This window comes from Methylobacterium sp. 1A (assembly GCF_058072805.1).
In genome coordinates this window covers 1,215,169-1,241,665 of sequence record NZ_JBYQVE010000001.1, presented here as the reverse complement: position 1 = coordinate 1,241,665, position 26,497 = coordinate 1,215,169, and the positions used below count along the sequence as shown (strand labels likewise).

Below are 26,497 nucleotides of genomic sequence, written 5' to 3'. Positions count from 1 at the left end.
CCAACCCGATCCCGCAGCGCGGCCTCCACGCCCGCTGCCGTCCGAGGAAAGTTGGCACATGGCCCGAGTAGAAACCGCATCGATCATCGAGGGACTCACCTTCGACGACGTGCTCCTGCGGCCCGCCGCCTCCTCGGTGATGCCGACCGAGGTCAGCGTCGCCTCGCGGCTGACCCGCACGATTCCGCTGAACCTGCCGATCCTCGCCTCGGCGATGGACACGGTCACCGAGGCGCCGATGGCGATCGCCATGGCGGCCAACGGCGGCATGGGCGTCATCCACCGCAACCTCGAGCCGCCGGAGCAGGCCGAGCAGGTCCGCCTCGTCAAGAAGTACGAGTCCGGCATGGTGATGAACCCCATCACCATCCACCCCGACGAGACGCTCGCCGACGCCTTCGAGGTGATGAAGCTCAACCGGATCTCCGGCATCCCGGTGGTCGAGCGCGGCCCCAACGGCTCGCGGGGCAAGCTCGTCGGCATCCTGACCAACCGCGACGTCCGCTTCGCGACGAACTCCAACCAGCCGGTTGCCGAGCTGATGACCCGCGACCGCCTGATCACGGTCCGCGAGGGCGTGACCCAGGACGAGGCCAAGCGGCTGCTTCACCAATTCCGGATCGAGAAGCTGCTGGTCGTCGACGACCATTACCGCTGCATCGGCCTGATCACCGTCAAAGATATCGAGAAGCGCGTCGCCTACCCGAACGCCGTCAAGGACGAGCAGGGCCGGCTGCGCGTCGCCGCCGCCACGACGACGGGCGACAGCGGCTTCGAGCGGGCCGAGCGCCTGATCGACGCCGGCTGCGACGTGATCGTGGTCGACACCGCCCACGGCCACTCGATTAAGGTGCTCGATGCCGTCGCCCGCGTGAAGCAGCTCTCGAACGCCGTGCAGGTCATCGCCGGCAACGTCGCGACGCGGGACGGCGCCAGGGCGCTGATCGATGCCGGCGCCGACGCCATCAAGGTCGGCATCGGCCCGGGCTCGATCTGCACGACCCGCATCGTGGCGGGCGTGGGCGTGCCGCAGCTCACCGCGCTGATGGAGGCGGTCGAGGCGGCCGGCGAGGCCGACGTCCCGGTCATCGCCGACGGCGGCATCAAGTATTCGGGCGACCTCGCCAAGGCGATCGCGGCCGGCGCCTCCGTGGCGATGCTCGGCTCGCTGCTCGCCGGCACCGACGAGGCGCCCGGCGAGGTGTTCCTCTACCAGGGCCGCTCCTACAAGTCGTACCGCGGCATGGGCTCAGTGGGCGCCATGGCCCGCGGCTCGGCCGACCGCTACTTCCAGGCCGAGGTGAACGACACCCACAAGCTTGTGCCGGAGGGCATCGAGGGGCAGGTCCCCTACAAGGGCCCGGTCGGCAATGTCCTGCACCAGCTCGCCGGCGGCTTGCGCGCCGCCATGGGCTACGTCGGCGGCGCCACGATCCCCGAGTTCCAGGAGCGGGCGCAGTTCATCCGCATCACCAATGCCGGCCTGCGCGAGAGCCACGTCCACGACGTGACGATCACCCGCGAGAGCCCGAACTACCCGTCGCGGACCTGAGGGACCGATGCGCACGCTGATCGTCGGGGCCGGCGCGACCGGCGGCTATTTCGGGGCGCGCCTCGCCGAGGCGGGCGCCGACGTCACCTTCCTGGTCCGGCCGGCCCGGGCGGCGAAGCTGGCGGCGGACGGCCTGAACGTCCGCTCGCCGCTCGGCGACCTGCACCTGCCCGCTCCGCCCACCGTCACGGCCGATAAGCTGGCCGGGGCCGGGCGGTTCGACCTGATCCTGCTGTCGTGCAAGGCCTACGACCTCGACAGCGCCGTCGCGGACCTCGCGCCGGCCGTGGGCCCCGACACCGCGATCCTGCCCGTGCTTAACGGCATGGCGCATCTCGACGTGCTCGACGCCCGGTTCGGCGCCGGGCGCGTGCTCGGTGGCTCCTGCGCGATCGCCGCGACGCTCGCGCCGGACGGCGCGATCCGCCACATGAGCGAGCTGTGCAGCATCACCTACGGCGAGCGGGACGGGTCGCGCTCGGCGCGGATCGAGGCGGTCGACGCGCTGATGCGCGGCCTCAAGTTCCAGCCGCGCCTGAGCGACGTGATCCTGCAGGAGATGTGGGAGAAGTGGGTGTTCCTGGCGACGCTCGCCGGGGCGACCACGCTGATGCGCGCCGCGGTCGGCGACATCGTGGCGGCGCCCGAGGGCACCGCGCTGATCTCTGCGCTGCACGCCGAATGCACGAGCGTCGCCGCGGCCAGCGGCTACGAGCCGCGCGCCGTCGTGGCCGAGCGGGCGCGGGCGCAGCTGACGGCGGCCGGGTCCACCTTCACGGCCTCGATGCTGCGCGACATCGAGAACAAGGGGCGGATCGAGGCGGACCACGTGATCGGCGACCTGATCGCCCGCGGCCAGCGGCTGGCGCCGGAGGTGCCGTTCCCGCTCCTGGCCGCGGTCTATACCGGCCTCAAGGCTTACGAGGCCCGCCGAGCGCGGGAGGCGGCCTGAGCCGCACCCCGCGCGGACGTCTCAGTAGCGGCCGGGCGGCGGCGGGGGCGGGTTGCCGTATTCCAGCTGCGTCTTGGCATCGACCCGCGGACGCGGCACCGGCGTCAGCTCCGGCTGGGCGGCGGGCGCGCTCGCGCAGGCGGCGAGCGAGGCGGTGACCAGGGCCGCGAGGGCGACGCGAACGGTGGACGTCATGGGCTGAGGTACTCCCGGGATGCGCTCGGCGACGGACCGGTCTGGTCCGGGGCGGGCGGATGCCATACGACACGCGGCGGCCCGCACGGCGGACCGACCGCAGCACGGTCTGCGCCGCGAAGGTGCAGGAAGCTCGGCCGTAACGTGGCGGCATCGTGGGCCAAGCGTGGCCGTTTCGCGTCATCGTTCACGGCGTCGTTCATAGCGTCGCTGAGGCATTCCGAAGGATCCGAACCCTGACCCCCGCCGCTCGCTGCTCCGCCGCCATCGAAGTCCTGACCGATATCGCCGAGCGCCGCCGGCCGGCCGCCGACGCCCTCAAGGACTGGGGTCTCGCCCACCGCTTCGCCGGCTCGGGCGACCGCGCGGGCATCGCCAGCCTCGTGTACGACGCCCTGCGGCGGCGGGCGTCGGCGGCCTGGATCATGGGCGCGGACACGCCGCGGGCCGTCCTGATCGGCACGCTGCGCCTCCAGCAGGGGCTCGCGGCGGGTTCGGTCGCGACCCTGTTCACCGGCGAGCGCTTCGCGCCGGCTCCCCTCAGCGACGACGAGCGCGCGCGCCTCGACAGCGGGACGCTGCAGGACGCGCCGCCGGAGGTGGCGGGTGACGCGCCGGCCTTCGTGCTCCCGAACCTCGCGGCTACGCTCGGCGACGACCTCGTCCCGGAGCTGAAGGCGCTGGCGCGGCGCGCGCCCCTCGATATCCGCGTGAACGCCCTGCGCGGCGACCGCGACGCGATCCTGCCGGCGCTCGCGGCCTACGACACCGCGCCGACACCGCACGCGCCGGCGGGCCTGCGCGTCCCGATCGGCGCCGACGGGCGCGGTCCGGCGCTCCACGTCGAGGCCGAGTTCCTGGAGGGCTGGTACGAGATCCAGGACGAGGGCTCGCAGCTCGCCGCGCTCCTCGCCGCGCCGCGCGCCGGCGAGACCATCGTCGACCTCTGTGCGGGCGGCGGCGGCAAGACCCTGGCCCTCGCGGCGGAGACGGGCAACGGCGCCCGCCTGATCGCCACCGACGGCGATCCGCGCCGGCTCGCGCCGATCCACGAGCGCCTGCGCCGGTCCGGTGCGCTGGCAGAGGTGCGGACCCCGCGCAGCGGCAAGGCGCGCGCCGACGTCCTGGAGGATCTCGACGGCAAGGTCGACCGGGTCGTGGTCGACGCGCCCTGCACCGGGTCCGGCACGTGGCGCCGGAATCCGGATGCCAAATGGCGGCTGCGGCCCGGGAGCCTCGCGCTGCGGACTGCCGAGCAGGCCCAGGTGCTCGATCGGGCGGCGCGGCTCGTCAGGCCCGGCGGCCGGATCGTCTACATCACCTGCTCGCTGCTCTCGGCGGAGAACGACGCCGCCGTCTCCGGCCTCCTGTCGGGCTGGCGCGGCCGCTTCGACGTCGTTCCCGCGGACGCGGTGCTGGCGGCAGGGCCGGACTCGCTCCGAAGCGCCGTCCGGACGACGGCCCACGGGATCCAGATGAGCCCGCTGCGGACCGGGACCGACGGCTTCTACGTCGCGGTCATCGCACGGAAGGCCTGAGGCGCGCGGATCCGACGGAACCCGCGACGCTTCCCGGGGTGTTGCACCCGCGCTCCCGCGGGAGCCGGGTTCGCCGGGCGGCGGTCCCGCGCGCGTCCTCGTCCGGAGATGCTCTTGCGCCTCGACCGCCGTTTCCTGCTCGCGGGTCTCGGGAGCGTCCTCGGGCTGCGCAGCGCCCAGGCGGAGGCGGCCGCGGAGACGGTACCGAAGCCCGCCCCGCACGAGTCGGTGCGGGCGCTGCCGCGCTCGCTGCCCGGCGCGGATCTGCAGGTGATCGAGTTGTGGCCCGGCGCGCCGCCGGGTGGCGGCGACGGGCCGAACCCGGACGGCTACCGCTACGTCGAGGGGACGTTCGGCGACGTCACCCGGGTCGCGCGGCCCTGTCTGCTGGTCATGCGGCCGGACAACCCGAACGGCGCCGCGATGATCGTCGCGGCGGGCGGCGGGTACGAGTTCATCGCCCTCGGCAACGAGGGCGTCCCGGTCGGCCGCGTCCTGAACGCGGCCGGCATCACGGTCTTCCTCCTCGTCTACCGCCTGCCCGCGGAGGGCTGGGGCTCGGGGTCGGACGCGCCGCGCCAGGATGCCCAGCGCGCCCTCCGGCTCGTCCGGGCGCGCGGAGCCTAGTTCGGCATCGATCCCGCGCGGGTCGGCGTCCTCGGCTTCTCGGCGGGCGGCCACCTGATGGGCGAGACCGCCGTCGGGAGCGCCCGGGACCTGTACGCGGGCGTCGACACCGCCGACGCTCAGCCGATCCGGCCGGCGCTGGCCGGTCTGATCTACCCCGTCATCACCATGCGCAAGCCGTTCGACCGGACCGCGACCCGCCGCATCCTGGTCGGCGACGAGGTGACCCCCGACGAGATGAAGACCTACTCGGTGGATCTACAGGTCGGGCCGGAGACGCCGCCGACCTTCCTGGTCCAGGCGATCGACGACCCCGTCGCCGTGGCCGACCACCCGCTGCTGATGTTCTCGGCGCTGCGCAAGGCGCGGGTGCCGGCCGAGCTGCACCTGTTCGAGCGCGGCGGCCACGGCTTCGGGCTCGGCGCGCCCGGGACACCCGTGGCGGCCTGGCCGGGCCTTTTCCTGGCCTGGATCCGCCTGCACGGTTTCCTGCGCGCCTGACCGCTCACTCCCCCCGCGTCTGCATGCGATGCAGCTTGGCGACCTTCGGCCGGCTGGTCCGGAACTGGCCGCGCTCCACCGCGACGAAGACCACGATCGCGATGGCGACCGTCGTGAGCCACCAGACGGCAGTCAGCCCGACGCTCAGGCAGGCCACCGTGAAGGCGGCGGCGAAGCAGCCCATCGCGCCGGGAACGAGGGCCGGGCCGTCCCGGCCGGCCCGCCGGATCGAGGCGTAGAGGGCGAAGGCGGCGGCGAGGGCGCCGACGATGCCGAGCTCGTACCAGAACTCGAAGAGCGCCGTGGTCGGTGCGTTGGCCGGCAGGAGGCCGACCAGGCGTCCGCGCAGGGCCGTCTCGAAGCCGTGCCCGGTGATCAGCCGCACCGGATCGGAGGTCACGACCTTCTGCCAGCTCTTCAGCGACAGCACCGCGGGTGCGACCGGCCCGAAGAGAGCGGCGCCAACCGGCCGCGCCAGGAAGGGGAGCAACGGCGCCGCCGCCAGCAGGGCGGCCGAGACGAGAGCGGTGAGCGTCACTCCGAGCCTCGGCCGGTAGCTCGTCACCGCGAAGGCGACGGCGCCGACCGACAGGGCGGCGATTTGCGTCCCGTCCGGCTGGACCGTGAGCGCCAGGGCGACGAGCAGCGCGAGGCCCAGCGCCTCCCGGTCGCGGCGGCGGGACCGCAGCCACGCGAGGGCCGGCCAGAGCAGCAGGATGAGCAGGACGAGCCCGCGATCGAGGGCCCCGTCATCCTCGACGCCGGGCGGCGCGATGTGGGCGCCGAACAGCCCGAGCATGATCGCGACGATCGCGCCTGCCACGACACCGAGCGGCAGGAGGTAGAGGTTGGCCGAGCGCATCCTGTCGGGGAGGGCGAGGTAGCCCAGGAGGGCGAGGCCGATGGTTGCGCCGAGATTGGCCAGCCGCTCCAGCGCCGGCCCGAGGAAGGGCGTCCAGGTCAGCGACAGCGCCGACCACAGCACGACCAGCATGCCCGCCAGGAAGGCCGGAGCCGTCAGGAGGCGATAGGTCGCCGGACGGACCGGACGCTGGCGCCGGTCGATGACGCTGGCGATGATCAGGAGGATCACGGCGATCGGCGCGAGGATCACCGAGGCGCGTCGTGCGACCTGCGCGAGGACGGGGAGAACCACGAAGAGGCCGAAGAAGCCGATACGCCGCAGCAGCGCGGCGGCGTCGAGCGCCGGATCGATGGTGGTGGAGTTCGACGCGCGCGGCATCTTGCGCCTTCTCCCGGACCGGGACGGCCGGATCCCTGCTCGATACGCAAGGCTCGCGCAAGCTGCTGTAGACGTTGCGCCACAGTCTGGCCCGCGCGAACCGCGCTCACGCGACGGTCGCGGTCTCCCGCGGGCGCCGGCGTACGGCCCGGCGGCCGACATCCGACGCGACGCGCCAGCCGCCCCACGCGACGAAGAACCCGATCAGACCCGCGGCCAAGCCGTCGGCGCTCGTGGGCACGGCCGGGCTGAAGTCGTGATAGGCGGCCTCGGCCACCGGCACGTCGGGATCGCGGAGCATCGCCACCACGCGCCCGAGTGGGCTCGTCGCCGCACTCAGGGCCTGCTGCTGGGCGCTGAGGCGGGCGAGACGGGCGATGTCGGCCCGCGCGGCCTCGCCACGGCGGGCGACGAGCTGGTCCGGGTTGGCGCGCAGCCGGTCGACGGCGCCCTCGCGCGTCGTCCCGGACGCCTGCGCGTCGGATTCAAGGACCGCCACCTGCCGACGGAGCTCGTCCGCGGCGCCCCCGAGGCGCTGCGCGTATTGCTGCGCGAATTCGGGGGCCTGCGCGGCGACCACGCCTCCGAGCAGGCCGAGGGCGAGGCCGAAGGTGCGGAACACGCGAAACATGCCTGGCCTCCGGCGGGTGAATCGACCCCCGACAAAGAGCATGCGCGGGGCGGTGGTTCCAGCCGCGGGTGCGACGACCCCTGACCCGGCGTCTTAGCCCGGCAGCGTGAGGAGGCCGGCCTTGCCGTCGGCGCAGCCGAACAGCAGGCGGCCGCCGCGCGCGTCCCAGCCGAGCGCCGTGACGCCGCTCCCCTGGACGGCCGGTCGCACCAGCAACTCGGCCGCGTCGGTGAAGCGGACGAGCAGGATGCAGCCGTCCTCGTAGCCCATGGCCAGGACCGGCGCCTTCGGGTGGAACGCCACGCGGGAGACACGGGCCGGGCGGACGCCGCATTCCCGCGGGGCCTTGCCGGTTGGTCCTTCCTTGGAATCGAAGGGCCACACGATCGCCGCCTCGGCCCCGCTGGTGGCGAGCCAGTTCCCGTCGAACGACCACGACATCGAGCGGACCTTGCCGGGATAGCCCGACATCCGCATGTGCCCGCGCTCCGGCTGGAGGCGCCAGCCGTGCAGGCTGTTCTCCTGCATGGTCGACACCACGAAGCGCCCGTCCGGCGACCACGTGACGTCGATATGCGAGCCCTTCCAGGTGATCACCTCGGCCGGCGTCTCCAGATTGGGGTACCAGAGGCTCACGCCGTTGTAGTGGGCGACGCCGAGCCGGTAGCCCTTGGGCGCGAAGACGAGGCCGCGGGCGGAGGACGGCGCCTCGAAGATCTTCTCGCGGCCCTTGGCGTCGCGGGCCACGACGGTCCGGCCGGCCGACCACGCCACGGCGCCGTCGGGATGGGCGGCGAGCGCGTCGATCCAAGCGCCGCCCTTGGCGAGGCCGAGCTGCTCCGTCGCGCCGTCGGCGCGGATCGCCACCACGCGGCCGTCGTCGCCCCCGGTGAGCAGTCGGTCGACTCCGCCGGCCGCGACGAGGATCCCGCTGTCGGGATGCGCGGCGACGCGGGTGATCCCGTCCTCCCGCACCAGCGCGACCGCGCCGTCGCTGAGCGCCAGGGCCGGCACGTCCTTCAGGAAATGCGCGGCGAGCACGTGCTCGCCGGGCTCCAGCGCGGCGACGTGACTGGTGAGGGACGGGTTGCTGACGGGGCTGCTCATGTCGGGGGGACATTTGCGGCCGGCGGCGCGGTGCGCAAGACCAGGAAGGCGGTAATCAACGCCAGGCCACCCGAGATCGCCGCCGGGGCGATCAGCGCGTAGAGACCGAATTGCTGATAGGCCCGCGCGCCCAGGTAGGCGCCGAACAGCAGCGAGATCCAGACGGAGGCGTCGCCGAGCCAGCCTAGCGGATCTCCGGTGCGGGTCAGGGCCTGCGCGATCTTCTGGCCGAGGCTGAACAGCGCGCCGGTGACGAAGGTGGTGCCGGCCCGGAAGCCCTTCACCTGCGCCAGGACCGCGTTCTGGGATCCCATCGCCAAGGCGACGAAGAAGGCCGCGACGCCGAGTTCGGGCGACTGGAGTCCGAGCCCCAGACCGGCGAGGATCAGGAGCGACTCGTAGGCGAGGACCGCCGGCGTCGCCCAGCGCGGCGGCACCAGGATCGCCAGCCCGCTCCCGAGGACCGATCCCGTCAGGAACGCCAGGATCAGGATCGCCGGGAGGATCATGTGGTGCAGCTCGACCTGGGCGCCGAGAACGGCGAGCTGCGTGGTGTTGCCGCTCATGAAGGATGTGTAGAGGCCGCCGAGCCGTACGAAGCCGAGGGCGTCGACGTAGCCGGCCATACCGGTGAGGAGCAGGCCGACGCCCAACTGAGCCGGGCGGTTCACGGTTCGGCCCCGCGGTCGCAGATCGGTAACGCTCTGTTAACCATTCGGACGCCTTCGTTCAGGGGTGACGGGCCGCGGTTAACGCGCCGCTCACCAAACCCGAGCAATTCGATGCAAACACGGTGAACGCCGCGTCGGAAGGGGTCGTTGCCCCAGCGATCCGGCTCGGGAACACCGTGCCCCCGCCGGGTGAGTGGGAGTTGCGTCATGGTTCCGTTCGCCGCCGCGTTCGTCTGCCCGACCCTGCCCGTCCCGGACCGGGGCGCCGCCACGATCCTGGTCGTCGAGGATGAGCCGACCGTGTGCGAGCTGGCCGCCGAGGCGCTCCTCGAAGAGGGGTACCGGGTGCTCACCGCCGCGGATGCCTGGGAAGCCGAGGCGATCCTGGCCCGGGAGAGCGTCGACCTGCTCTTCACCGATATCGATCTGGCCCGCAACACGGACGGCCTGTCGCTCGCCCGGTGCGCCCGCCGGCTCTCGCCCGACCTCCCGGTCGTCTACACCTCCGGGGGCCGGGCTTCCCTGGCGGGCTGCGAGGCCGTTCCGGGCTCGGTCTTCGTGCCGAAGCCCTACCGTCCGAGCCAACTCGTGGCGCTGACGCAGGACGTCCTGCGAACCGCGCCCGTTCACACCTTCTGAATTGGATCTTCGAGGATACCCGCCATGTGGCGCTCTCTTCCCGCACTCGGTCTCGCACTCGCCGCCGCGCTCGCTGCATCGCCGGCCGGGGCCGCCTGCGACGTGAAGGGCGCGCAGATCGAGGAGGCGATCGCCAAGAAGAGCGAGCTGCGCGAGGACGCCAACGCCCAGCTGGTGCGCGATCTGCGGACCCTGCGCGACGCCGCGATCGTCCTCGAGAGCTACAAGTTCCCCGGCGAGTGCGAGGTCCTGCTGGGGATCGTGCGCTCCCTGCTGGCCAATCCGGGCAAGACCATCGAGCAGAGCGGCGACACCGACGAGGAGAAGGCCGAGGACCTGATCGAGGCGCGCGAGCCCAAGGCCGCGGCGGGCGAGCCCAAGGCCGCGCCGGGCGAGCCGAAGGCGAAATAGCGCCTCGCCGTCCGGGCCGCCGCGCCGCCTCAGCGCTCCTCGCCGGCACTGGCTCCGATCTTGGCGCGTGCCAGGGCGCGGCTGAGCTTGGCGGCGATCTGCGCGCGCAGCATCTCCGCCATCTCGATATCCACGAGACGCCAGCTCAGGCCGCGCAGGCGCAGCCGGATCCGCGTGCGCTCGGCGCGAGACCCTTCCGGCGGGATCGGGATCACGACCGCGCGGAAGCCGCGCATCTCCAGGGCCGCGTAGTACGGCATGAGCCGCCCGAGGCCGCGGATGACCAGCCCCTCCGGCCGTGTGCCGGCCGGGCGCTCGAGGTCGAGCTTGTCGGGCCAGCCATTGGCCAACAGGTCCATCACCGTCTCCGGCGTCACCATCGTCTCGGCGAGCGCCAGGGCGAGGCCGTAGGCGGCGTCGTTGAGACGCTGGCGGTCGCGGGGCTCGAGGTCAGGATCGGTCTCGGACGCCGCGCGCATCGCGGCGGTGATCTGCCGGACGAGCGACAGGCGCAGCGTCCGGAAGTTCACGTGGCTCTCGACATAGGCGGCATCGTGCCGGCGCACCGCCTGCGCCAGGTCGTAGAGCGACCAGAGCGGGCTCATCGTGAAGGCGAGCCACGCCAGGGCGAGGGCGACCGGGACCGCGAGCCAGCGCACGGCCTCAGCGCCCCGTCCGCGCGGTCATGATCGCGCCGCCCATCGATCGAGGCCGGCGAAGGCGGCCACGACGCGCTCGTAGACCGGCCGCTTGAAGGGAACGATCAGGTCCGGAAGCTCGGAAAATCGCGCCCACCGCCAGGCGTCGAACTCCGCCTTGTGGGCGCCGCCGCCGGGCCGGAGCACGTCGATCAGATCCTCGCTGCCGACGAAGCCGTAGGCGAACCATTTCTGCGTCTGTCCGCGGTAGCGGCCCTTCCAAGCTTGCTTCATCACCGCCGGCGGCAGATCGTAGGGGAGCCAGTCCGGAATCTCGGCCAGGAGCTTCACGGCCTCGGGCGGAACGTTGGTTTCCTCGTAGAGCTCGCGGCGGGCGGCGGCCTCCGCGTCCTCGCCGGGATCGATGCCGCCCTGCGGCATCTGCCACATGTGCGGACCGTCGACGTGCTCGGGACCGGCATCCTTGCTGCGACGCCCGACGAAGACGCCGCCGGACGGCGCGATCAGGGCGATGCCCACGCAGGGGCGGTAGGGCAGGGCGATGCCCGGGTCGGAATCCGTTACCATCGCGGCGACCATAGGTCAGGGGGAGGCGAGGCGGCAACGTCGACCAAGTCTTCACCGGCCCGGAAGGCGCCGGATCTACTTGCGCTGACTTTGGACACGGACACGCTCAATCGGCAGTCGAGACCCGCTTGTCGCGGGCGCCCCGCAGCGCCACGCTCGCCGGCACGAGGCGCAGCCCGCGCGAGTCGATCTCCTTCGCCCAACGGGCGATCCGATCGATGCTCAGCGGTGTCCCGGTCGCCGAGACCAGGGCGAAGCCGTTGGCGCGGGCCCGGGCTTCGGCCTGGGCGAGCGCGGCGTCGATCGCGTCGGCGCGCGGCGTGGCGTCGAGGACGATCTCGGCACGGGCCACCGGCGTCTTGCCCTTGTTGGCGGGCGCCGCCGCGGGTTTCGGGGCCGTGCCATCATCGAGGAACCCGAGACCGCGGGCGCCGATCTCGCGCAGGACCGGCTCGAAAGCCGCGTCTGCCATCAGCTTGGAGCCCATGAAGTTCACCGCGCCGACGTAGCCCGGGAATCGGCTCATCGCCCAGGCGAGGCGGTCCGCGTTCTCCGGTCCCCGCAGCGCGGTCAGCAGCGTCTGCGGACCCGGATCGCTGTCGGGATAGTCGAAGGGTTCCATCGGGAGTTGCAGGAAGATCTCGTGGCCGGCATCCCGCGCGCGCGCCGCGGCGCGCTCGGCCTCGCCCCCGTAGGGCAGGAAGGCGAGGCTCACGGCGGCGGGCAGGCGCGCGGTGGCGCCCGCGGTCGCGGCCTGACCGACGCCGAGACCGGTCACCACGATCGCGATGCGCGGCCCGCTGCCGGCCTCCTCGGTCCGGGCGTAGACGTCGAGGGCGCGGATGCGGCCCTCGCCGAGCTTCGGCATGAGACCGTGGCGGCCCGCCTCGCTGATCCGCGGGTCGGGGGCCTGGGCGAGACGGGGGGCGCTCGGCGGCGGCACGCGGATCACCACCGCCTCGCTCGGCCCGCTGCCGGCCGGGCGCACGACCGTCACGCCGGACGCGGTCTCGACCTCCTCGGCGCTGTGCTGGAGGGGCGCCGTTCCCGGCGCCGTCGTGATGACCTGGGGCTGCTGAGCGACCGGGGCCTGTGCGGCCGGACGAGCCGCGGGTTCGCGCATCGCGATCGCCACCTGGACCCGGGGTTCACCGCCCTGGGGGTCGCCCAGCGCGAGCACCAAGCCGGCCGCCATCGCGAAGCCGGCCGCGAGCGCCGCGGCCGCGACCCGGGGCCTGCGGACAGCCGCGATCAGCCGTCCGATCCGGCCTGCGGGCTGCTCCGGCGCCGCCTCCGGCACCCCGAGGGGGCGCGTGAGGATATCGTCGGTGGACTCGGTCAAGCGGCTCTCGATACGGGATCGCGGTTCCTGCGCCGGTCGGCGCGGTCCTAACCCTCGCATCCATTGCGGCCGGGTATGGTTAACGTTCCGCTAACGCCCGGTCCCAGAACGGGAAATCCCGCCCGGCGGGTGGCCGGACGGGATCGGATCAGAGGGGCGCGGGGTTGCCGAACGATCAGTTCGGCAGGCTCGGCTTCTGCTGCTGCGCGGGCGTGCCGTTGGCGGCGCCCTTCTGGATGCCGTGCAAGAAGTCCACGGCCGAGATCAGCTGCTTGTCCTTGGCCGGATCCGGCGGGACGTAGGCGGAGGATCCGCCGCGCTCGTCGGTGTCCTTCTGCTTCAGGTGGCCCTTCAGCCCGGCCTCACCCTTGGTCTCGTCCTTGCCCTTGAGCTCGTCCGGAACGTCCTGCGTGACCTCGACGTCCGGCTCGATGCCCTTGGCCTGGATCGAGCGGCCCGACGGCGTGTAGTAGCGCGCCGTGGTGAGCCGGAGGGCGCCGGAGCCGCCGAGGGGGATGATCGACTGGACCGAGCCCTTGCCGAAGGAGCGCGTGCCCATGATGGTCGCGCGCTTGTGATCCTGAAGGGCGCCGGCCACGATCTCGGAGGCCGAGGCGGAACCGCCGTTGACCAGCACCACGATGGGCTTGCCCTTCGTCAGATCGCCGGCCTTCGCGGAGAAGCGCTGGGTCTCGTCCGGGTTGCGGCCGCGTGTGGAGACGATCTCGCCGCGATCGAGGAACGCGTCGGAGACCATCACGGCCTGGTCGAGCAGGCCGCCCGGGTTGTTGCGCAGATCGACGATGTAGCCCTTGATCTTGTCGGCGCCGATCTCGCCCGTGAGCTTGTCGATGGCGGCGCGCATCCCGTCGAAGGTCTGCTCGTTGAACTGGGTCAGGCGGATATAGGCGACATCGCCGCCCTCTATCTTCGAGCGCACCGGCTTGATCTTGATCACGTCGCGGGTGAGCGTGACGTCGATCGGGTCCTTCGACTCCTTGCGACTGATCTTGAGCTTGACGCTCGAGTTGACCGGGCCGCGCATCTTGTCGACCGCCTGGTTCAGGGTGAGGCCCTGGACCTGGTCGTCATCGATCTGCGTGATGATGTCGTTCGCGAGCAGACCCGCCTTCGCCGCCGGGGTGTCGTCGATCGGCGTGACGACCTTGATCAGGCCGTCCTCCATCGTGACCTCGATGCCGAGGCCGCCGAACTCGCCGCGGGTGGTGGTCTGCATGTCGCGGAACGCCTTGGCGTCCATGTAGCTCGAGTGCGGGTCGAGCGACGTCAGCATGCCGTTGACGGCCGCCTCGATCATCTTCGACTCGTCCGGCTTCTCGACGTAGTCGGTGCGCACCTTCTCGAAGACGTCGCCGAACAGGCTGAGCTGGCGGTAGGTCTCGGCCGAGGCGGCCACGGCCCGCGGACCCGACAGGAAGTCGGTCTGGGTCGCCACCATGGACGTTCCGGCACCGAGGAAGGCGCCGAGCATGATCAGGGAAGTCTTGCGCATCAGCCGCGAACCTTCTCGCCAAGTACCGTATTATTCGGGCTCTTCGCCCACCACGGCTCCGGATCGATGGAGCCGCCGTCCTTCTTGAACTCGACGTAGAGCGTGGGATCACTCTCGGACCCGCCGGGACCCGCACCCCTGTCGCCCATGCTGCCGACCGGTTCGCCCGCGAGCACGAACTGACCGACCTCGACGCTGATCTGGTCCATTCCCGCGAGCAGAAGATAGTAGCCGTCGCCCGCGTTGATGATCAAGAGTTGGCCATAGGACCGAAACGGCCCGGCGAACTGCACCCACCCGTCGGCCGGGGACGAGACCGACGCCTTCGGGCGGGTCGTGAACGACACGCCGCGGGTCGTCCCGCCGTTGCCGTCGGGCTGATTGAAGCCGCGTGCGACGCGTCCGCTCACCGGCCGCGGCACTTCGCCCCGCGCCTCGGCGAAATGCACTTTGGGCGCGAGCCGCGCCGGATCGCGGAAGCCGGCCGCGGCGAACCGCTCCTGCGTGATGCGCACCTCGCGCTCCGCGGCAGCCTTGGCCTCCTCGGCGGAGCGCTTCGCCGCGGCGACCTCCGCCTCTGTGCGGTCGAGCAGGTCCTTCAGGTTCTTGGCCTGCGCGCCGAGCTCGGTGGCGCGGCGCCGCTCGGCCGTGAGGCCGCTCTCCACCTCCGCCTGCCGCGCGCGCCGGGCGGCGACCAGGGCCTGCAGGCGCTGCTGCTCGCGCGCCCAGCCGGCGAGGTCGTTCGAGAGGCCTTCCTTGTCCTGCGCGATCAAACCGCGCAGCCTGATCATTTCCGCGAGATCGGCCGCGAGCGTGTCCACCTCGCCCCGCAGTTCCGGCACCACGGCACCGAGCAGCATCGAGGTCCGGATCGCGGCCAGCACGTCCTCGGGGCTCACCAGCACCGCCGGCGGCGGGCGGCGGCCCATCCGCTGGAGCGCCGCCAGGATCTCGGCGACGATGCCGCGCCGACCCTGAAGCGAGTGCCGGATCGCGGCCTCGCTCTCGCTCATCGCCTTCAGGCGCTCCTCCAGGCGGCTGAGGCGGTCTTCCGTCGCCTGCGCCTGACGATTCGCGTCGAGGAGGGCGGTGTCGAGCTTCGCGCGGTCGGACCCGATCGCCGCGATCTCCGCCTCGAACTGCGCGCGCTGTCCGGCGCTGGCGGCGAGGGCGTCCTGCACGCGCTTCAGGTTCTCGGCCCGGCGCTCCCGCTCCTCGTTGGCCCGCTGGATTGCCTCGGGATCCGTGGGCTTCGGGGTCTCGGCGCGCGCGGCGACAGTGATCGACAGCGCGGCCAGCAGGGCGAGTGCCGCGCGCGCGCGCCGCGACCCAGGCTTCGACTCGGGCTCGGACATCCTCACGGCCGCTCAGCCCGCCTCACCGCGATGGTACGGGTGACCGGCCAGGATGGTGAGGCTGCGATAGAGTTGTTCGAGGGCGAGCACGCGAACGAGTCCGTGGGGCAGGGTGGCGGCCCCGAACGACAGGATCAGCTCCGCGCGCGTCCGAATTGAGGCGTCCAGCCCGTCCGGGCCGCCGATCACCACGACCAGGGCCGGCCGGGCCGCGTCGCGCCAAGCGGCGACGCGCTCGGCCATGGCCTCGCTGGCGAGATCGGCCCGACCGCGCTCGTCATAGGCGACGAGGACACCGCCCGCGGGCAGATGGGTCGCGAGCGCCGCCGCCTCCTCGACGCACCGGTCCGGGGCCCGACGGGCGCGGGATTCCGGGATCTCGACGCTGCCGCAGGACGGGAAGCCGAGGCCGCGACCGAGTTGCGCGGCGCGGTCGCGATATCGTGACGCGAGTTCGCGCTCCGGCCCGCTCTTCAGCCGTCCGACCGCGGCCAGGACCAGACGCACGGATTCGGATCCGGCCTAGCCGGCCGCGATACCGACGGGGCGGTCGGCGCCCCACATCTTCTCGAGATTGTAGAAGCCGCGGACCTCGGGGCGGAAGATGTGCACCAGCACATCGCCGGCGTCGATCAGCACCCAGTCGCAGGCCGGCATGCCCTCGACCCGGGCGTTGCCGTAGCCGCGATTCTTCATCTCCTGGATGATCTTGTCGGCGATCGAGCCGACGTGACGCTGCGAGCGACCCGACGTGATGATCATCGTGTCGGCGAGCGAGGTCTTGCCGGCCAGATCGATCGCGATCGTCTCCTCGGCCTTCATGTCGTCGAGGCATTCGAGGGCGAGCGCCTTCAGGTCGTCCGAGCGCGCCTGACCGGCTTCGACCGGGGCCTGGACGGGGGTGCGGATCGTCTCCGTGTGACTGGTTTCGGGCAGAGTCCTGGTTCCTCGTTCTGCCGCACGGCGACGTCGGGCCTTGCGGGATCAGGTGAAATTGGCGGTATCGGGCCGCGATTGCAACCGCGCAGGCTTCGGCGGCGCCGTCCCCCGACCCGTGCGCGCGCGGATCTGCGTGGACGACAGGGTCGAGCGCGGCCCGTGCAGGAACATCCAGGCCGGCGGCGAACGCAGCGCGAGCGTCGACGCCGCCGCCTCGGGGACCCGGGCACCGGCCAGGCGTCGGGCCGCGCGGGCACTCAGCGGCGTCATGGTGAAGCCGGGCCGGTCGATGACGGCGATCGGCACGAGGCGGGCGATCTCGGCGAAGCCCTTCCAGCGATGGAAGGTCCCGAGGGAATCGGCTCCCATGAGCCAGACGAAGTGAACGCCTGGACACCGGCGCGTGAGGAAGCGCAGCGTCTGCACCGTGAAGCGGACGCCGAGCGCAGCCTCGATCCCGGTCACGGCGATCCGCGGGTGCCGGGCGATCTGGCGCGCCTGATCGCACCGCGCCGCGACGGAGGGGAGAGCACTCCGGCTCTTGAGCGGGTTCCCCGGGCTCACCAGCCACCAGACCCGGTCGAGCCCGAGCCGACGCAGGGCCGCGAGCGTCACGTGCCGGTGGCCCAGATGGGCGGGATTGAAGGATCCGCCGTAGAGGCCGATCCGCATGCCGGGAGCGCTCGGCGGCAGGGTCAGCCGCACGCCGAACCGTCAGTGCGCGTCACGGGCGGATCTGGCCGCTGCCGTGGACCCGGTACTTGAACGTGGTCAGCTGCTCGACGCCCACCGGCCCGCGCGCGTGCATCCGCCCCGTGGCGATGCCGATCTCGGCCCCGAAGCCGAACTCGCCGCCGTCGGCGAACTGCGTGGAGGCGTTGTGGGTGACGATCGCCGAGTCGACCTCGGCCAGGAAACGGGTCGCCTCGGCGTCGTTCTCGGTGATGATCGCGTCGGTGTGATGCGAGCCGTAGGTCTCGATGTGCTCGATGGCGGCCTCGATCCCGTCCACCACCCGCACCGCGATGATCGCGTCGAGGTACTCGGTGTGCCAGTCCTGCTCGGAAGCGTCCGTCACCCGGGGATCGACCGCGCGGGTCGCGGCATCGCCCCGGACGGCGCAGCCGGCGTCGAGCAGGGCCTGAACCAGCGGCGCGAGATGCGTCGCCGCGCAGGCGCGGTCGACCAGCAGGGTCTCGGCTGCGCCGCAGACGCTGGTGCGACGCATCTTGCTGTTGAGCAGCACGCTGCGGGCCATGTCGAGGTCCGCCGCCGCGGCGACGTAGACGTGGTTGATACCGTCGAGATGGGCGAAGACCGGCACGCGCGCCTCGGCCTGGACGCGCTCCACGAGGCCGCGGCCGCCGCGCGGGACGATCACGTCGACGCAGCCGTCGAGGCCCGCGAGCATCAGCCCGACCGCGGCGCGGTCGCGGGTCGGCACCAGCTGGATCGCGTCCTCCGGCAGGCCCGCATCGGCGAGCCCGCGGCTCATGGCCTTCGCGATCGCCATCGCGCTGCGATGGCTGTCCGAGCCGGCCCGGAGGATCGCGGCGTTGCCGGCCTTGAGGCAGAGCGCGCCGGCATCCGCCGTCACGTTGGGGCGCGCCTCGAAGATGACGCCGACGACGCCGAGCGGCACCGCGATGCGCTCGATCAGCAGGCCGTTCGGCCGCTCGATCGCGGCGAGCTGGCGCCCGACCGGGTCGGCGAGCGACCCGACCTTCTCGACCGCGTCCGCGATGGCCGCGAGGCGCCCGGGGTCGAGCGTGAGACGGTCGATCAGCGCGGCGGTCTGGCCCGCGCTCCGGGCGGCGGCCACGTCCCGGGCGTTCTCGCTCAGGATCTCGTCGCGGCTCGCGCGGATCCGCTCGGCGATCAGCTTGAGCGCGACGTCCTTCGTCCGCGCCGAGGCCAGCGCCATGCGCCGCGCCGCCGCCCGGGCGCGGCGGCCGATCGCCGCCATCTGCTCCGGAAGGGCATCGGCCTCGGCGAAGTCCGATCTCAGGTTCAGGACGGGCACGCTGGCGTCCTCGGTTGTCGACGGCCGCGCGCGCGGCCCGGACGGGGGGAGAGCGCCGTATTTGCACATCGCGCGCCGTCTCGACAAGAGTGCCGGGCCGGGAATGGTGGCGATCATCGAGACAAAAATTGTAAATAGATTAGCTTGTGTCGACGATTTCTAGAATAGTGCCAAGTCATCGCGGTGCACCATCCAGGCGCGACCGGGATAATTGAGCAGTTCCGGAATGCGCGCGCTCGGATGACCGATGATCAGCGCGGCCTCGGCGCTGTCATAGGCCACCAGACCGCGGCCGAGGATCCGACCCTCCGGATCGCGGATCATCACGGCGTCGCCGCGGGAGAAGCTGCCCTCGATCGCGCGCACGCCCACGGGAAGCAGGCTGGCCCCGCTCCGGAGCGCCTGCTCGGCGCCCGCGTCGATCGTCAGGGTGCCGCGCGGCTCCAGCGAGCCGGCGATCCAGGTCTTCCGGGCGGCCGTGGGCGTGGACCCCGAGAGGAACCACGTGCAGCGCGCCCCGTCCCGCACGGCCTTCAGCGGGTTCTTCCCGCGCCCGTCCGCGATGACCAGGTGCGTGCCGCCCGAGGCCGCGATCTTGGCGGCCTCGACCTTGGTGCGCATGCCGCCCCGCGACAGCTCGGAGGCCGGGCCGCCGGCCATCGCCTCGATCTCGGGAGTGATCCGGTCGACCACAGCGAGGTGGCGGGCCTCCGGATCGCTCTGGGGCGGCGCCGTGTAGAGGCCGTCGATGTCCGAGAACAGCACCAGCACGTCGGCGTCGATCATGGTGGCGACCCGGGCGGCGAGCCGGTCGTTGTCGCCGTAGCGGATCTCCGAGGTCGCCACCGTGTCGTTCTCGTTCACGACCGGCACCGCGCGCATCTCCAGGAGTTTCAGCACGGTGGCGCGGGCGTTGAGGTAGCGGCGGCGCTCCTCGGTATCCTGCGGCGTCACGAGGATCTGGCCGGCGACGATGCCGTGATGGCCCAGCGCCTCGGCCCAGTGGCGCGCCAGCGTGATCTGCCCCACCGAGGCCGCGCCCTGGCTCTCCTCCAGGCGCAGGACGCCGGGCGGCAGGCCCAGCACCGTCCGGCCGAGGGCGATGCTGCCCGAGGACACGACCAGGACGTCGACGCCGCGCCCGTGCAGCTCCGCGATGTCCTCGGCCAGCGCGGCGAGCCAAGCGTGGCGCAGGCGGCCGGCACTGCGGTCGACCAGCAGGGCCGAGCCGACCTTGATGACCACGCGGCGGAATTCTTCGAGGGCAGGGATCATGATTCTTGCGGGACGGCGCGTTCGGGGCGGGTGTGAACCAAGACCCGCCCTTTGAACAGTCGGTCGAGGGCTACGGCTGCCAGGCGGCCGCCGGCTTCCGCTCGGCTTCGGCGCTGGCATCGATCTCGGCCTGAAGCGCGCGCAGCGCCTCGGGAACGCCCTTGCGGCTCGCCGAGGACAGGACCAGCGGCGCGCGCCCGGCGGCGCGCTTCAGCTTGGCCACCTGGCTCTTGAGCGTGTCGGCGTCGAGGGCGTCGGCCTTCGACAGCGCCACGATCTCGGGCTTCTCCGCGAGTCCGTTGCCGTAGGCCTCGATCTCGCCGCGGACCAGCTTGTAGGTCTTGCCGGCATGCTCGCTCGTGCCGTCGACGAGGTGCAGCAGCACGCGGCAGCGCTCGACATGGGCGAGGAACTTGTCGCCGAGGCCGACGCCCTCGTGGGCGCCCTCGATCAGTCCCGGGATGTCGGCGAGCACGAACTCGCGCCCGTCCGACCGCACCACGCCGAGGCCGGGATGCAGGGTCGTGAACGGGTAGTCGGCGATCTTCGGCTTCGCCGCGGTGACGCTCGCCAGGAAGGTCGACTTGCCGGCATTCGGGAGCCCGACGAGTCCGGCATCGGCGATCAGCTTGAGCCGCAGCCAGATCCACATCTCCTGGCCTTCCAGGCCGGGATTGGCGTGTTTCGGGGCCCGGTTCGTGGAGGTCGTGAAGTAGGCGTTGCCGAAGCCGCCGTTGCCGCCCTTGGCGAGGCGGATCTTCTGGCCGACCTCGGTCAGGTCGGCGAGCAGCGTCTCGCCGTCCTCGGAGAAGATCTGCGTGCCGGCCGGGACCTTCAGGACCGTGTCGGCGCCGTTGGCGCCGTGGCAGTTCGAGCCCATGCCATGCTCGCCCTTCTTGGCCTTGAAGTGCTGCTGGTAGCGGTAGTCGATCAGGGTGTTGAGACCTTCGACGCACTCCACCCAGACATCGCCGCCGCGGCCGCCGTCACCGCCGTTCGGTCCGCCGAACTCGATGAATTTCTCCCGCCGGAACGAGACGCAGCCGGGACCGCCATCACCGGAGCGGACATAGACCTTGGCTTCGTCGAGGAACTTCACGACCTGAATCCTTTGTCGGGCGCGGATTCGCGACCCGCACCATCACCCTGTCGGCGGCCGCCGGCCAGTCCGGCGCCGCGGGGCCGCCTCAGGCTGCCCGCGTCATGGCCGGCTCGGACGGCGGAGTCTGCCAGCGCTGCCGGTCGAGGCTGAAGAGATCGACCGGAAGGTCCGCGCCGCGCGCCGGAAAGGGCCGGATCGCGCTGCCGGCCTGCGCGAAGCCGCAGGTCTCCAGCACGCGCCGGGACGCCGGGTTGACCGTGCGGGCCGAGGCGGCGAGTTCCGTCCCGCCCGTATAGGCGAAGAACGCGTGGCACAGGGCCGTCACGGCCTCGGCCATCAGGCCGCTGCCCCAGTAGGGCTGCCCGAGCCAGTAGCCGAGTTCCGGCGGTCCGTCGCTCCGCCCGTCGATGCTGACGACACCGATGAGGCTGCCTGGCGCCGCCCGCGGCGCGAGGGCGAGCGTGAGCGCCGAACCGGCGGCGTTCCGCGAGCGCGCCTGCAGCAGGAACGCGTCCACCTCCGGGGCCGGGAGCGGGTGCGGCACCCGCGCCAGCATCGCGGCGACCGACGGGTCGCCGGCCAGCTTCAGGATCGCGTCCCTGTCCTTGGCGGTCGGCCAGCGCAGCCACAGCCGCCGCGTCTCGATCCGGAAAACGTCATCACGGGTCAGATCGGGGAACATCGTGCCCTCGCAGGGCGGCGCTCCCGGCTCCGGGGCACCGCCTCAAGACGACGAAGGGGAGGATGGCGTCCCATCCTCCCCGGTGTTCCGTCCGACCTGGCCCGTCAGGGGCTCGGCAACGACGTCTCCGGTCCGGTGTGGGACACCGGGCGGGACGCCAGCTTCGCCACTCAGGGCGCCCGCCTCTTATTCCGCGGCCTCGGCCAGCGGGGTAACACCTACGAAGGCGCGCCCGCGGCGCGTCTCGAAGCGGACATGGCCCGGTACCAGCGCGAAGATCGTGTGGTCCTTACCCATGCCGACATTGGCGCCGGGATGCCATTTGGTGCCGCGCTGACGCACGATGATGTTGCCCGGAATGACGGCCTCCGAGCCGAACTTCTTGACGCCGAGGCGCCGGCCTTCCGAGTCGCGACCGTTGCGGGACGAGCCGCCTGCCTTCTTGTGTGCCATGGGATGAACTCCGAATTCTGATCTGTCGGGATGCGGTCGCGGATCGGGTCCTCAGGGACCGCTACGCGCCCAGCGGTGCGCCGGCCTCAGGCCGAGATGCCGGTGATGCGCACGACCGTGTGGTCCTGGCGATGGCCGCGCTTGCGGCGCGAGTTCTGCCGGCGGCGCTTCTTGAAGGCGATCACCTTCTTGTCGCGACCATGGCGCACGATCTCGCCCGTGACGCTGATGCCCGACAGGGTCGGGGCGCCGACCTGGGTCGCGCCCGCGCCGTCGGCGAACAGGAGGACCTCGCCGAAGGTCACGGCCTCGCCGGCCTCGCCCGCCAGGGAGGCGATGGTGATGATGTCGTTGGCGGCGACGCGGTACTGCTTACCGCCCGTCTTGATGACTGCGAACATCGTTCTCTCGTGTTCTCGAACGGCCTCCGGGGCGGCTGCCCCTGGACCGGCTTCTTGTTTGAAGTCATTGAACGGGCGTTCGGCCCGGACAACGCGAAACGCGCGGACCCCAGCTGAGGCCGCGCGCCATGCGGGGTCAGTACGGGCGCGGCGGCGCTGTGTCAATCCGCGGCGGCCTGCCGGGCGGTGTCACCGGATCGGCGCGCCGGTCGCCAGGATGCCCTTCGCGACGCTGCCCGCCGGGCCGAAGGCGGCGAGGGCCTGCGCGCACCACGTCTCCCGGCCGTCGGCGGCGAGCTGCTGGCGCACCTGCGTGGCGCGGGTGCGCAGCTTCTCCTCCAGGATCGCCTCCTGCCCGGCATTGACGCGTGCCGCGAGGCGGAGCGTCGTCAGCTGGCCGGCCCGGACCTGCACGCCCGGGCAGGCCTGCTCGGCGATGATGGTCGTGGCCGCCGCCGAGGCGTAATTGTCGAGGGCCGAGGCCGGCGCGGCCGGATTGGCCGGCACGGCGGGCGCCTGCGCGGCGGCCGTCCCCGCGAAATTCAGCGTCAGGGCTAGCGTCAGGGCAAGGGTGGGGACACCGACACGCCGCACGGCTGAGACCTCCAGGGTAAGCATCGATCGGCGCGGTGGCGCGCCCGCACCTTCGCGACGATGCCGGGCGCCGACCGGGAGACGCGCGTTCCCTTGGGTGCGCCCCTCGCCGCGGCGCCGCGACGGCGGCTGACTACACGTCCGGCGACGGGGCGTCACCCGCCGCGTCGGCGCGCGGTCGGCGCGCGGTCGGCAGACGGACCGGCCGTCAGGGCGCGGCCTTGAACTCGCCCTCGATGCGCAGGCTCACCTCGTCGCCGAGCTGCGGCAGGTAGGCGTTGATACCGAAATCCGAGCGCTTGACGACCGCGCGCCCGTCGAAGCCCACGGTGTAGCGCTGGTCCACAGGGTGGATGCCGGCCTGGTTGAAGGTGGCGTCGATCGCGAACGGCCGGACCGTCCCACGCAGGTTGAGGTCGCCGGTGATCCGCGCGGTGGTCGGGCTGGTGGGCTCGACCTTGGTGGCGGTGAAGGTGGCGCTCGGGAACTTGGCCGTGTCGAAGAAATCCGGGGCCGCGAGGTGCTCGTTCAGCCGGGTGCTGCCGGTGATGACGCCGCCGAGCGGCACAGTTACCTCGAGGCGGCTCTTCTCGGGCGCCTTCGGGTCGAGCTGGAGCGTGCCGCTCAGGCCGGTGAACTGGCCGTAATAGGTCGAATAGCCGAGATGCGAGACCGACCACGTGACCTTGCCGTGATCCGGATCGAGGACGTAGCTGCCGGGCCTGACCTGCGTCGGATCCGCGCTCGGCGCGACCGGTGCGGGCGGGGCTGCCGGGTTGTCCGCCGCCCGGGCCGGGCCGGCGCAGAGCAGGCCGATCAGGACAAGAAGTGGCGCGCGCATGTCATCCCCCCGTGACCGGCCAAGCTCGGCCGGCGCGGGCCCGTGATTTCATGATCTCCCTGCGCGCTCAAGCACGTCTGGCGAAGGCCGCCGCGGTTCTGTAGGCAAGCCGAGGTAGCGGCAGGCGTGGCATGATCGGTAAGCTCAAGGGCGTCGTGGACTCGTTCGGCGAGGATTTCGTGATCCTCGACGTGTCGGGGGTCGGCTACATCGTTCACTGCTCGGCGCGGACCCTGCAGCGCATGCCCAAGGTCGGCGAGCCCGCGGCGCTGTCGATCGAGACCCACGTCCGCGAGGACATGATCCGCCTCTACGGCTTCCGCTCGGACGCCGAGCGCGAGTGGTTCCGCCTGCTCCAGACCGTCCAGGGCGTCGGCGCGCGGGTGGCGCTCGGCGTTCTGTCGGTGCTGGAGCCCGAGGCGCTGGCGAGCGCCATCGCCACCGGCGACAAGGGCTCGATCAGCCGGGCCCCGGGCGTCGGGCCGCGCCTCGCCGCCAGGCTCGCCGCCGAGCTCAAGGACAAGGCACCGGCCTTCGCGCCCGTCGATCCCGCGCTGGTTGCCCTTGCGGGTGCCGTCGAGGAGGGCGCCGCCCCGCAGCCGGTGGCGGACGCCGTCTCGGCACTGGTCAATCTCGGCTACCCGCAGGTCCAGGCCGCCGCCGCCATCGCGGCCGCGCTCAAGGGTGCGGGGGAGGGCGCCGAGGCCAAGGTGCTCATCCGGCTCGGCCTGCGCGAACTCGCCCGCTGACGGCCCGACCTGACAGTTGGGGCGCACTTAGATCGCACGCCCTTGACCCGCGCGGGCGGCGGTGCCATGTCGACCGCGGCCAATAAGGTATTGAAAAGCAAGCTACTTTTCAATTCTTCTAAACTGGCGCGGGTGCCCCGGACGGTCGTCGACGACCGCGGCGGGCACGGGGATGACGGGATTTGCGGCGCGCATGATCGTCTGTTCTTGTAACGTCTTATCGGACGGCGCCGTGCGCGGCTGCCTCGCCCCCGGACCCGGCTGCCCGCGCACGCCCGCGCAGGTCTACGCCTGCCTCGGCTGCAGCCCGAAATGCGGGCGCTGCGCCCGCACGATCCGCGCGATCATGCAGACCGCGCTGGGCGAGGCCGCGGCGGCGGAGAGCAGCCATGCTTGCACGACGGCTTGCGCGAGCGCCTGTAGTTTGGTGAAATTCCAAACTGCGGATGAGGGAGTCGCGGCCTGATGCTTCTACCCCCCGCCTGAGAGCACGGTAAGGAGTACGGGGGCATGAAGGGCGACACCAAGGTCATCGAGTATCTGAATCGCGGCCTGCGCAGCGAGCTGACGGCCGTCAGCCAGTACTGGCTGCATTTCCGCATGCTCAATGACTGGGGCTACGTCGAGCTGGCGAAGTTCTGGCGCAAGGAATCGATCGAGGAGATGAACCACGCCGACCGGTTCATCGACCGGATCCTGTTCCTCGACGGGTTCCCGAACCTGCAGGAGCTCGACCCGCTGCGGATCGGCCAGAACGTTCAGGAGATCCTGGAATCCGATCTCGCCGCCGAGAACGAGGCCCGCAGCCTCTACCTCGAGGCCGCGAAGTACTGCGATTCGATCAACGACCGCGTGTCGAAGCGCCTCTTCGAGGATCTGGCCGAGGACGAGGAGGGGCACATCGACTTCCTCGAGACCCAGCTGGAGCTGATCAAGCAGATCGGCCTGCCGCTCTACGCGCAGAAGCATATCGGCGGCCTCGAGCAGATCGCCCCCGAGAAGGAGTGAGAGCGCCCGGGCTCCCGCCGCCCGCGCGGCGGAGCGGGGACCCGGACAGCGATGCGGGCAGGGGTGGGGCCGGCGCGGCCGCGTTCCTGCCCGCCTGAGACGGCAAGCTGGGGAATGGAATGCGGCTCGTGGTGGTCGGCGCCGACGGGCGCATGGGGCGGATGCTGATCCGCGCGGTGGCGCAGGCCGAGGGCTGCACGCTCTCAGCGGCGATCGAGCGCGACGGCTCGCCGGCGCTCGGCCAGGACGCCGGCGTGCTGGCCGGGCTGCCGCCCCTCGACGTGCCGGTCACCGACGACGCCCTCAGGGCCTTCGCGGCCGCCGACGGCGTCCTCGACTTCACCGCGCCGGCCGCCACGGTCGCCTTCGCCGAGCTCGCCGCCCAGGCGCGCATCGTCCACATCGTCGGCACGACCGGCCTCTCGGAGGACGATTTCGCCAAGCTGAAGGCGGCCTCGTACCACGCCCGCATCGTGCAGTCGGGCAACATGTCGCTCGGCATCAACCTGATGGCCGCCCTGGTCCGGCGGGTCGCCAAGGCGCTGGGTGACGAGTTCGACATCGAGATCGCCGAGATGCACCACCGCATGAAGGTGGACGCCCCCTCCGGGACAGCGCTGATGCTCGGCGAGGCCGCCGCGGAGGGCCGCGGCGTCGACCTGAAGGCCGTCCGGGTCTCGACCCGGGACGGGCATACCGGCGCCCGCCGGCCCGGCGATATCGGCTTCGCCACCCTGCGGGGCGGCAGCGTCGTCGGCGACCACAGCGTGATCTTCGCCGGCACCGGCGAGAGCCTGACGATCAGCCACCACGCGGCCGACCGGGGCCTGTTCGCCACCGGCGCCGTCAAGGCCGCGCTCTGGGCGCATCCCAAGCCGCCGGGGCTCTACACCATGACCGACGTGCTCGGCCTGTGACCGGCAGCGC

General features: G+C 72.1%; 30 protein-coding genes and 1 pseudogene. 10 read left to right on the top strand and 21 right to left on the bottom strand.

Features of this window, described 5'->3' with window-relative positions:
* Positions 1-58: 58 nt before the first annotated feature.
* Both guaB and panE read left to right on the top strand, forming a co-directional pair.
* The gene (guaB, locus tag ACX9MN_RS06040; RefSeq protein ID WP_091924395.1) at positions 59-1,552 is read left to right on the top strand and encodes an IMP dehydrogenase; all 1,494 of its coding nucleotides are present in this window, start codon (positions 59-61) and stop codon (positions 1,550-1,552) included.
* A gap of 7 nt (positions 1,553-1,559) precedes the next feature.
* Positions 1,560-2,504 (top strand): 2-dehydropantoate 2-reductase, encoded by a 945-nt coding sequence (gene panE, locus ACX9MN_RS06035; RefSeq protein ID WP_489723945.1) that lies wholly within the window; start codon positions 1,560-1,562, stop codon positions 2,502-2,504.
* A gap of 21 nt (positions 2,505-2,525) precedes the next feature.
* On the opposite strand, the gene ACX9MN_RS06030 is transcribed toward panE, so the two are convergent.
* Positions 2,526-2,699 carry a hypothetical protein gene (locus ACX9MN_RS06030; RefSeq protein ID WP_165923052.1) on the bottom strand — a complete coding sequence of 58 codons (174 nt, stop codon included), beginning with the start codon at positions 2,697-2,699 and terminating at the stop codon, positions 2,526-2,528.
* A 155-nt stretch (positions 2,700-2,854) separates the two neighbouring features.
* On the opposite strand from ACX9MN_RS06030, the gene ACX9MN_RS06025 reads away from it, so the two are divergent.
* Both ACX9MN_RS06025 and ACX9MN_RS06020 read left to right on the top strand, forming a co-directional pair.
* Positions 2,855-4,237: an RsmB/NOP family class I SAM-dependent RNA methyltransferase gene (locus ACX9MN_RS06025; protein WP_489723944.1), complete on the top strand. Its 1,383-nt coding sequence runs from the start codon at positions 2,855-2,857 to the stop codon at positions 4,235-4,237.
* Between the two features lie 114 nt (positions 4,238-4,351).
* A pseudogene (locus tag ACX9MN_RS06020) lies at positions 4,352-5,365 on the top strand (alpha/beta hydrolase).
* Between the two features lie 4 nt (positions 5,366-5,369).
* Here the strand turns inward: ACX9MN_RS06020 and ACX9MN_RS06015 are convergent.
* The 4 genes from ACX9MN_RS06015 to ACX9MN_RS06000 all read right to left on the bottom strand — a co-directional run bounded on the left by ACX9MN_RS06015 (position 5,370) and on the right by ACX9MN_RS06000 (position 9,017).
* Positions 5,370-6,608: a peptide ABC transporter permease gene (locus ACX9MN_RS06015; protein WP_489723943.1), complete on the bottom strand. Its 1,239-nt coding sequence runs from the start codon at positions 6,606-6,608 to the stop codon at positions 5,370-5,372.
* 106 nt (positions 6,609-6,714) lie between these two features.
* Entirely contained in the window at positions 6,715-7,239 is a 525-nt protein-coding gene (locus tag ACX9MN_RS06010) for a DUF2937 family protein (RefSeq protein WP_091678012.1), read from the bottom strand.
* Positions 7,240-7,332: 93 nt separating this feature from the next.
* A complete protein-coding gene (locus ACX9MN_RS06005; RefSeq protein ID WP_489723942.1) occupies positions 7,333-8,346 on the bottom strand; it encodes a WD40 repeat domain-containing protein in 1,014 nt (337 codons plus the stop codon).
* Positions 8,343-9,017 (bottom strand): YoaK family protein, encoded by a 675-nt coding sequence (locus ACX9MN_RS06000; RefSeq protein ID WP_026604673.1) that lies wholly within the window; start codon positions 9,015-9,017, stop codon positions 8,343-8,345. Before ACX9MN_RS06000 ends, ACX9MN_RS06005 begins: the two co-directional genes overlap by 4 nt.
* A gap of 207 nt (positions 9,018-9,224) precedes the next feature.
* Between ACX9MN_RS06000 and ACX9MN_RS05995 the strand changes: the two genes are divergently transcribed.
* Complete coding sequence (locus ACX9MN_RS05995; protein WP_447680329.1) at positions 9,225-9,656, top strand: response regulator; 432 nt, start codon at positions 9,225-9,227, stop codon at positions 9,654-9,656.
* A 24-nt stretch (positions 9,657-9,680) separates the two neighbouring features.
* A complete protein-coding gene (locus tag ACX9MN_RS05990) occupies positions 9,681-10,067 on the top strand; it encodes a photosystem reaction center subunit H (protein WP_489723941.1) in 387 nt (128 codons plus the stop codon).
* A gap of 29 nt (positions 10,068-10,096) precedes the next feature.
* Here ACX9MN_RS05990 and ACX9MN_RS05985 read toward each other — a convergent pair whose 3' ends face one another.
* From ACX9MN_RS05985 to ACX9MN_RS05910, 16 genes are all read right to left on the bottom strand, one after another.
* Positions 10,097-10,726, bottom strand: a complete 630-nt coding sequence (locus ACX9MN_RS05985) for a DUF2939 domain-containing protein (RefSeq protein WP_020091472.1) — start codon at positions 10,724-10,726, stop codon at positions 10,097-10,099.
* A gap of 24 nt (positions 10,727-10,750) precedes the next feature.
* Positions 10,751-11,305, bottom strand: a complete 555-nt coding sequence (locus ACX9MN_RS05980) for an RNA pyrophosphohydrolase (RefSeq protein WP_056521916.1) — start codon at positions 11,303-11,305, stop codon at positions 10,751-10,753.
* A gap of 94 nt (positions 11,306-11,399) precedes the next feature.
* Complete coding sequence (locus ACX9MN_RS05975) at positions 11,400-12,635, bottom strand: divergent polysaccharide deacetylase family protein (protein ID WP_489723940.1); 1,236 nt, start codon at positions 12,633-12,635, stop codon at positions 11,400-11,402.
* A gap of 175 nt (positions 12,636-12,810) precedes the next feature.
* Positions 12,811-14,148, bottom strand: a complete 1,338-nt coding sequence (locus ACX9MN_RS05970; RefSeq protein ID WP_020091475.1) for a S41 family peptidase — start codon at positions 14,146-14,148, stop codon at positions 12,811-12,813.
* On the bottom strand, positions 14,148-15,503 hold the full coding sequence (locus ACX9MN_RS05965) for a murein hydrolase activator EnvC family protein (protein WP_489723939.1): 1,356 nt from the start codon (positions 15,501-15,503) through the stop codon (positions 14,148-14,150). Before ACX9MN_RS05965 ends, ACX9MN_RS05970 begins: the two co-directional genes overlap by 1 nt.
* Before the next feature lie 12 nt (positions 15,504-15,515).
* On the bottom strand, positions 15,516-16,010 hold the full coding sequence (rlmH, locus tag ACX9MN_RS05960; RefSeq protein ID WP_489723938.1) for a 23S rRNA (pseudouridine(1915)-N(3))-methyltransferase RlmH: 495 nt from the start codon (positions 16,008-16,010) through the stop codon (positions 15,516-15,518).
* A gap of 15 nt (positions 16,011-16,025) precedes the next feature.
* Positions 16,026-16,358: a ribosome silencing factor gene (gene rsfS / locus ACX9MN_RS05955; RefSeq protein WP_085986769.1), complete on the bottom strand. Its 333-nt coding sequence runs from the start codon at positions 16,356-16,358 to the stop codon at positions 16,026-16,028.
* Between the two features lie 129 nt (positions 16,359-16,487).
* Positions 16,488-17,147: a nicotinate-nucleotide adenylyltransferase gene (locus ACX9MN_RS05950; protein WP_489723937.1), complete on the bottom strand. Its 660-nt coding sequence runs from the start codon at positions 17,145-17,147 to the stop codon at positions 16,488-16,490.
* Between the two features lie 19 nt (positions 17,148-17,166).
* Positions 17,167-18,465 carry a glutamate-5-semialdehyde dehydrogenase gene (locus ACX9MN_RS05945; RefSeq protein WP_489723936.1) on the bottom strand — a complete coding sequence of 433 codons (1,299 nt, stop codon included), beginning with the start codon at positions 18,463-18,465 and terminating at the stop codon, positions 17,167-17,169.
* A 159-nt stretch (positions 18,466-18,624) separates the two neighbouring features.
* Complete coding sequence (gene proB, locus ACX9MN_RS05940; RefSeq protein ID WP_100250928.1) at positions 18,625-19,740, bottom strand: glutamate 5-kinase; 1,116 nt, start codon at positions 19,738-19,740, stop codon at positions 18,625-18,627.
* A 70-nt stretch (positions 19,741-19,810) separates the two neighbouring features.
* Positions 19,811-20,839 carry a GTPase ObgE gene (gene obgE / locus ACX9MN_RS05935; protein WP_489723935.1) on the bottom strand — a complete coding sequence of 343 codons (1,029 nt, stop codon included), beginning with the start codon at positions 20,837-20,839 and terminating at the stop codon, positions 19,811-19,813.
* Positions 20,840-20,927: 88 nt separating this feature from the next.
* On the bottom strand, positions 20,928-21,524 hold the full coding sequence (locus ACX9MN_RS05930) for a GNAT family N-acetyltransferase (RefSeq protein WP_132366200.1): 597 nt from the start codon (positions 21,522-21,524) through the stop codon (positions 20,928-20,930).
* 186 nt (positions 21,525-21,710) lie between these two features.
* Positions 21,711-21,977 (bottom strand): 50S ribosomal protein L27, encoded by a 267-nt coding sequence (gene rpmA, locus ACX9MN_RS05925; protein WP_012317134.1) that lies wholly within the window; start codon positions 21,975-21,977, stop codon positions 21,711-21,713.
* A gap of 86 nt (positions 21,978-22,063) precedes the next feature.
* Complete coding sequence (rplU, locus tag ACX9MN_RS05920) at positions 22,064-22,378, bottom strand: 50S ribosomal protein L21 (protein ID WP_489723934.1); 315 nt, start codon at positions 22,376-22,378, stop codon at positions 22,064-22,066.
* Positions 22,379-22,567: 189 nt separating this feature from the next.
* Positions 22,568-22,972, bottom strand: coding sequence for a hypothetical protein (locus ACX9MN_RS05915; protein ID WP_489723933.1), 405 nt, complete (start codon positions 22,970-22,972; stop codon positions 22,568-22,570).
* 208 nt (positions 22,973-23,180) lie between these two features.
* Positions 23,181-23,813: a YceI family protein gene (locus ACX9MN_RS05910; RefSeq protein ID WP_100250929.1), complete on the bottom strand. Its 633-nt coding sequence runs from the start codon at positions 23,811-23,813 to the stop codon at positions 23,181-23,183.
* Between the two features lie 131 nt (positions 23,814-23,944).
* Between ACX9MN_RS05910 and ruvA the strand changes: the two genes are divergently transcribed.
* From ruvA to dapB, 4 genes are all read left to right on the top strand, one after another.
* Positions 23,945-24,562 carry a Holliday junction branch migration protein RuvA gene (ruvA, locus tag ACX9MN_RS05905; RefSeq protein ID WP_020091486.1) on the top strand — a complete coding sequence of 206 codons (618 nt, stop codon included), beginning with the start codon at positions 23,945-23,947 and terminating at the stop codon, positions 24,560-24,562.
* 193 nt (positions 24,563-24,755) lie between these two features.
* The gene (locus ACX9MN_RS05900; protein ID WP_083916283.1) at positions 24,756-25,028 is read left to right on the top strand and encodes a (2Fe-2S)-binding protein; all 273 of its coding nucleotides are present in this window, start codon (positions 24,756-24,758) and stop codon (positions 25,026-25,028) included.
* A 44-nt stretch (positions 25,029-25,072) separates the two neighbouring features.
* A complete protein-coding gene (gene bfr / locus ACX9MN_RS05895; RefSeq protein WP_012317139.1) occupies positions 25,073-25,570 on the top strand; it encodes a bacterioferritin in 498 nt (165 codons plus the stop codon).
* 119 nt (positions 25,571-25,689) lie between these two features.
* Complete coding sequence (dapB, locus tag ACX9MN_RS05890; RefSeq protein WP_489723932.1) at positions 25,690-26,487, top strand: 4-hydroxy-tetrahydrodipicolinate reductase; 798 nt, start codon at positions 25,690-25,692, stop codon at positions 26,485-26,487.
* Positions 26,488-26,497: the final 10 nt, after the last annotated feature.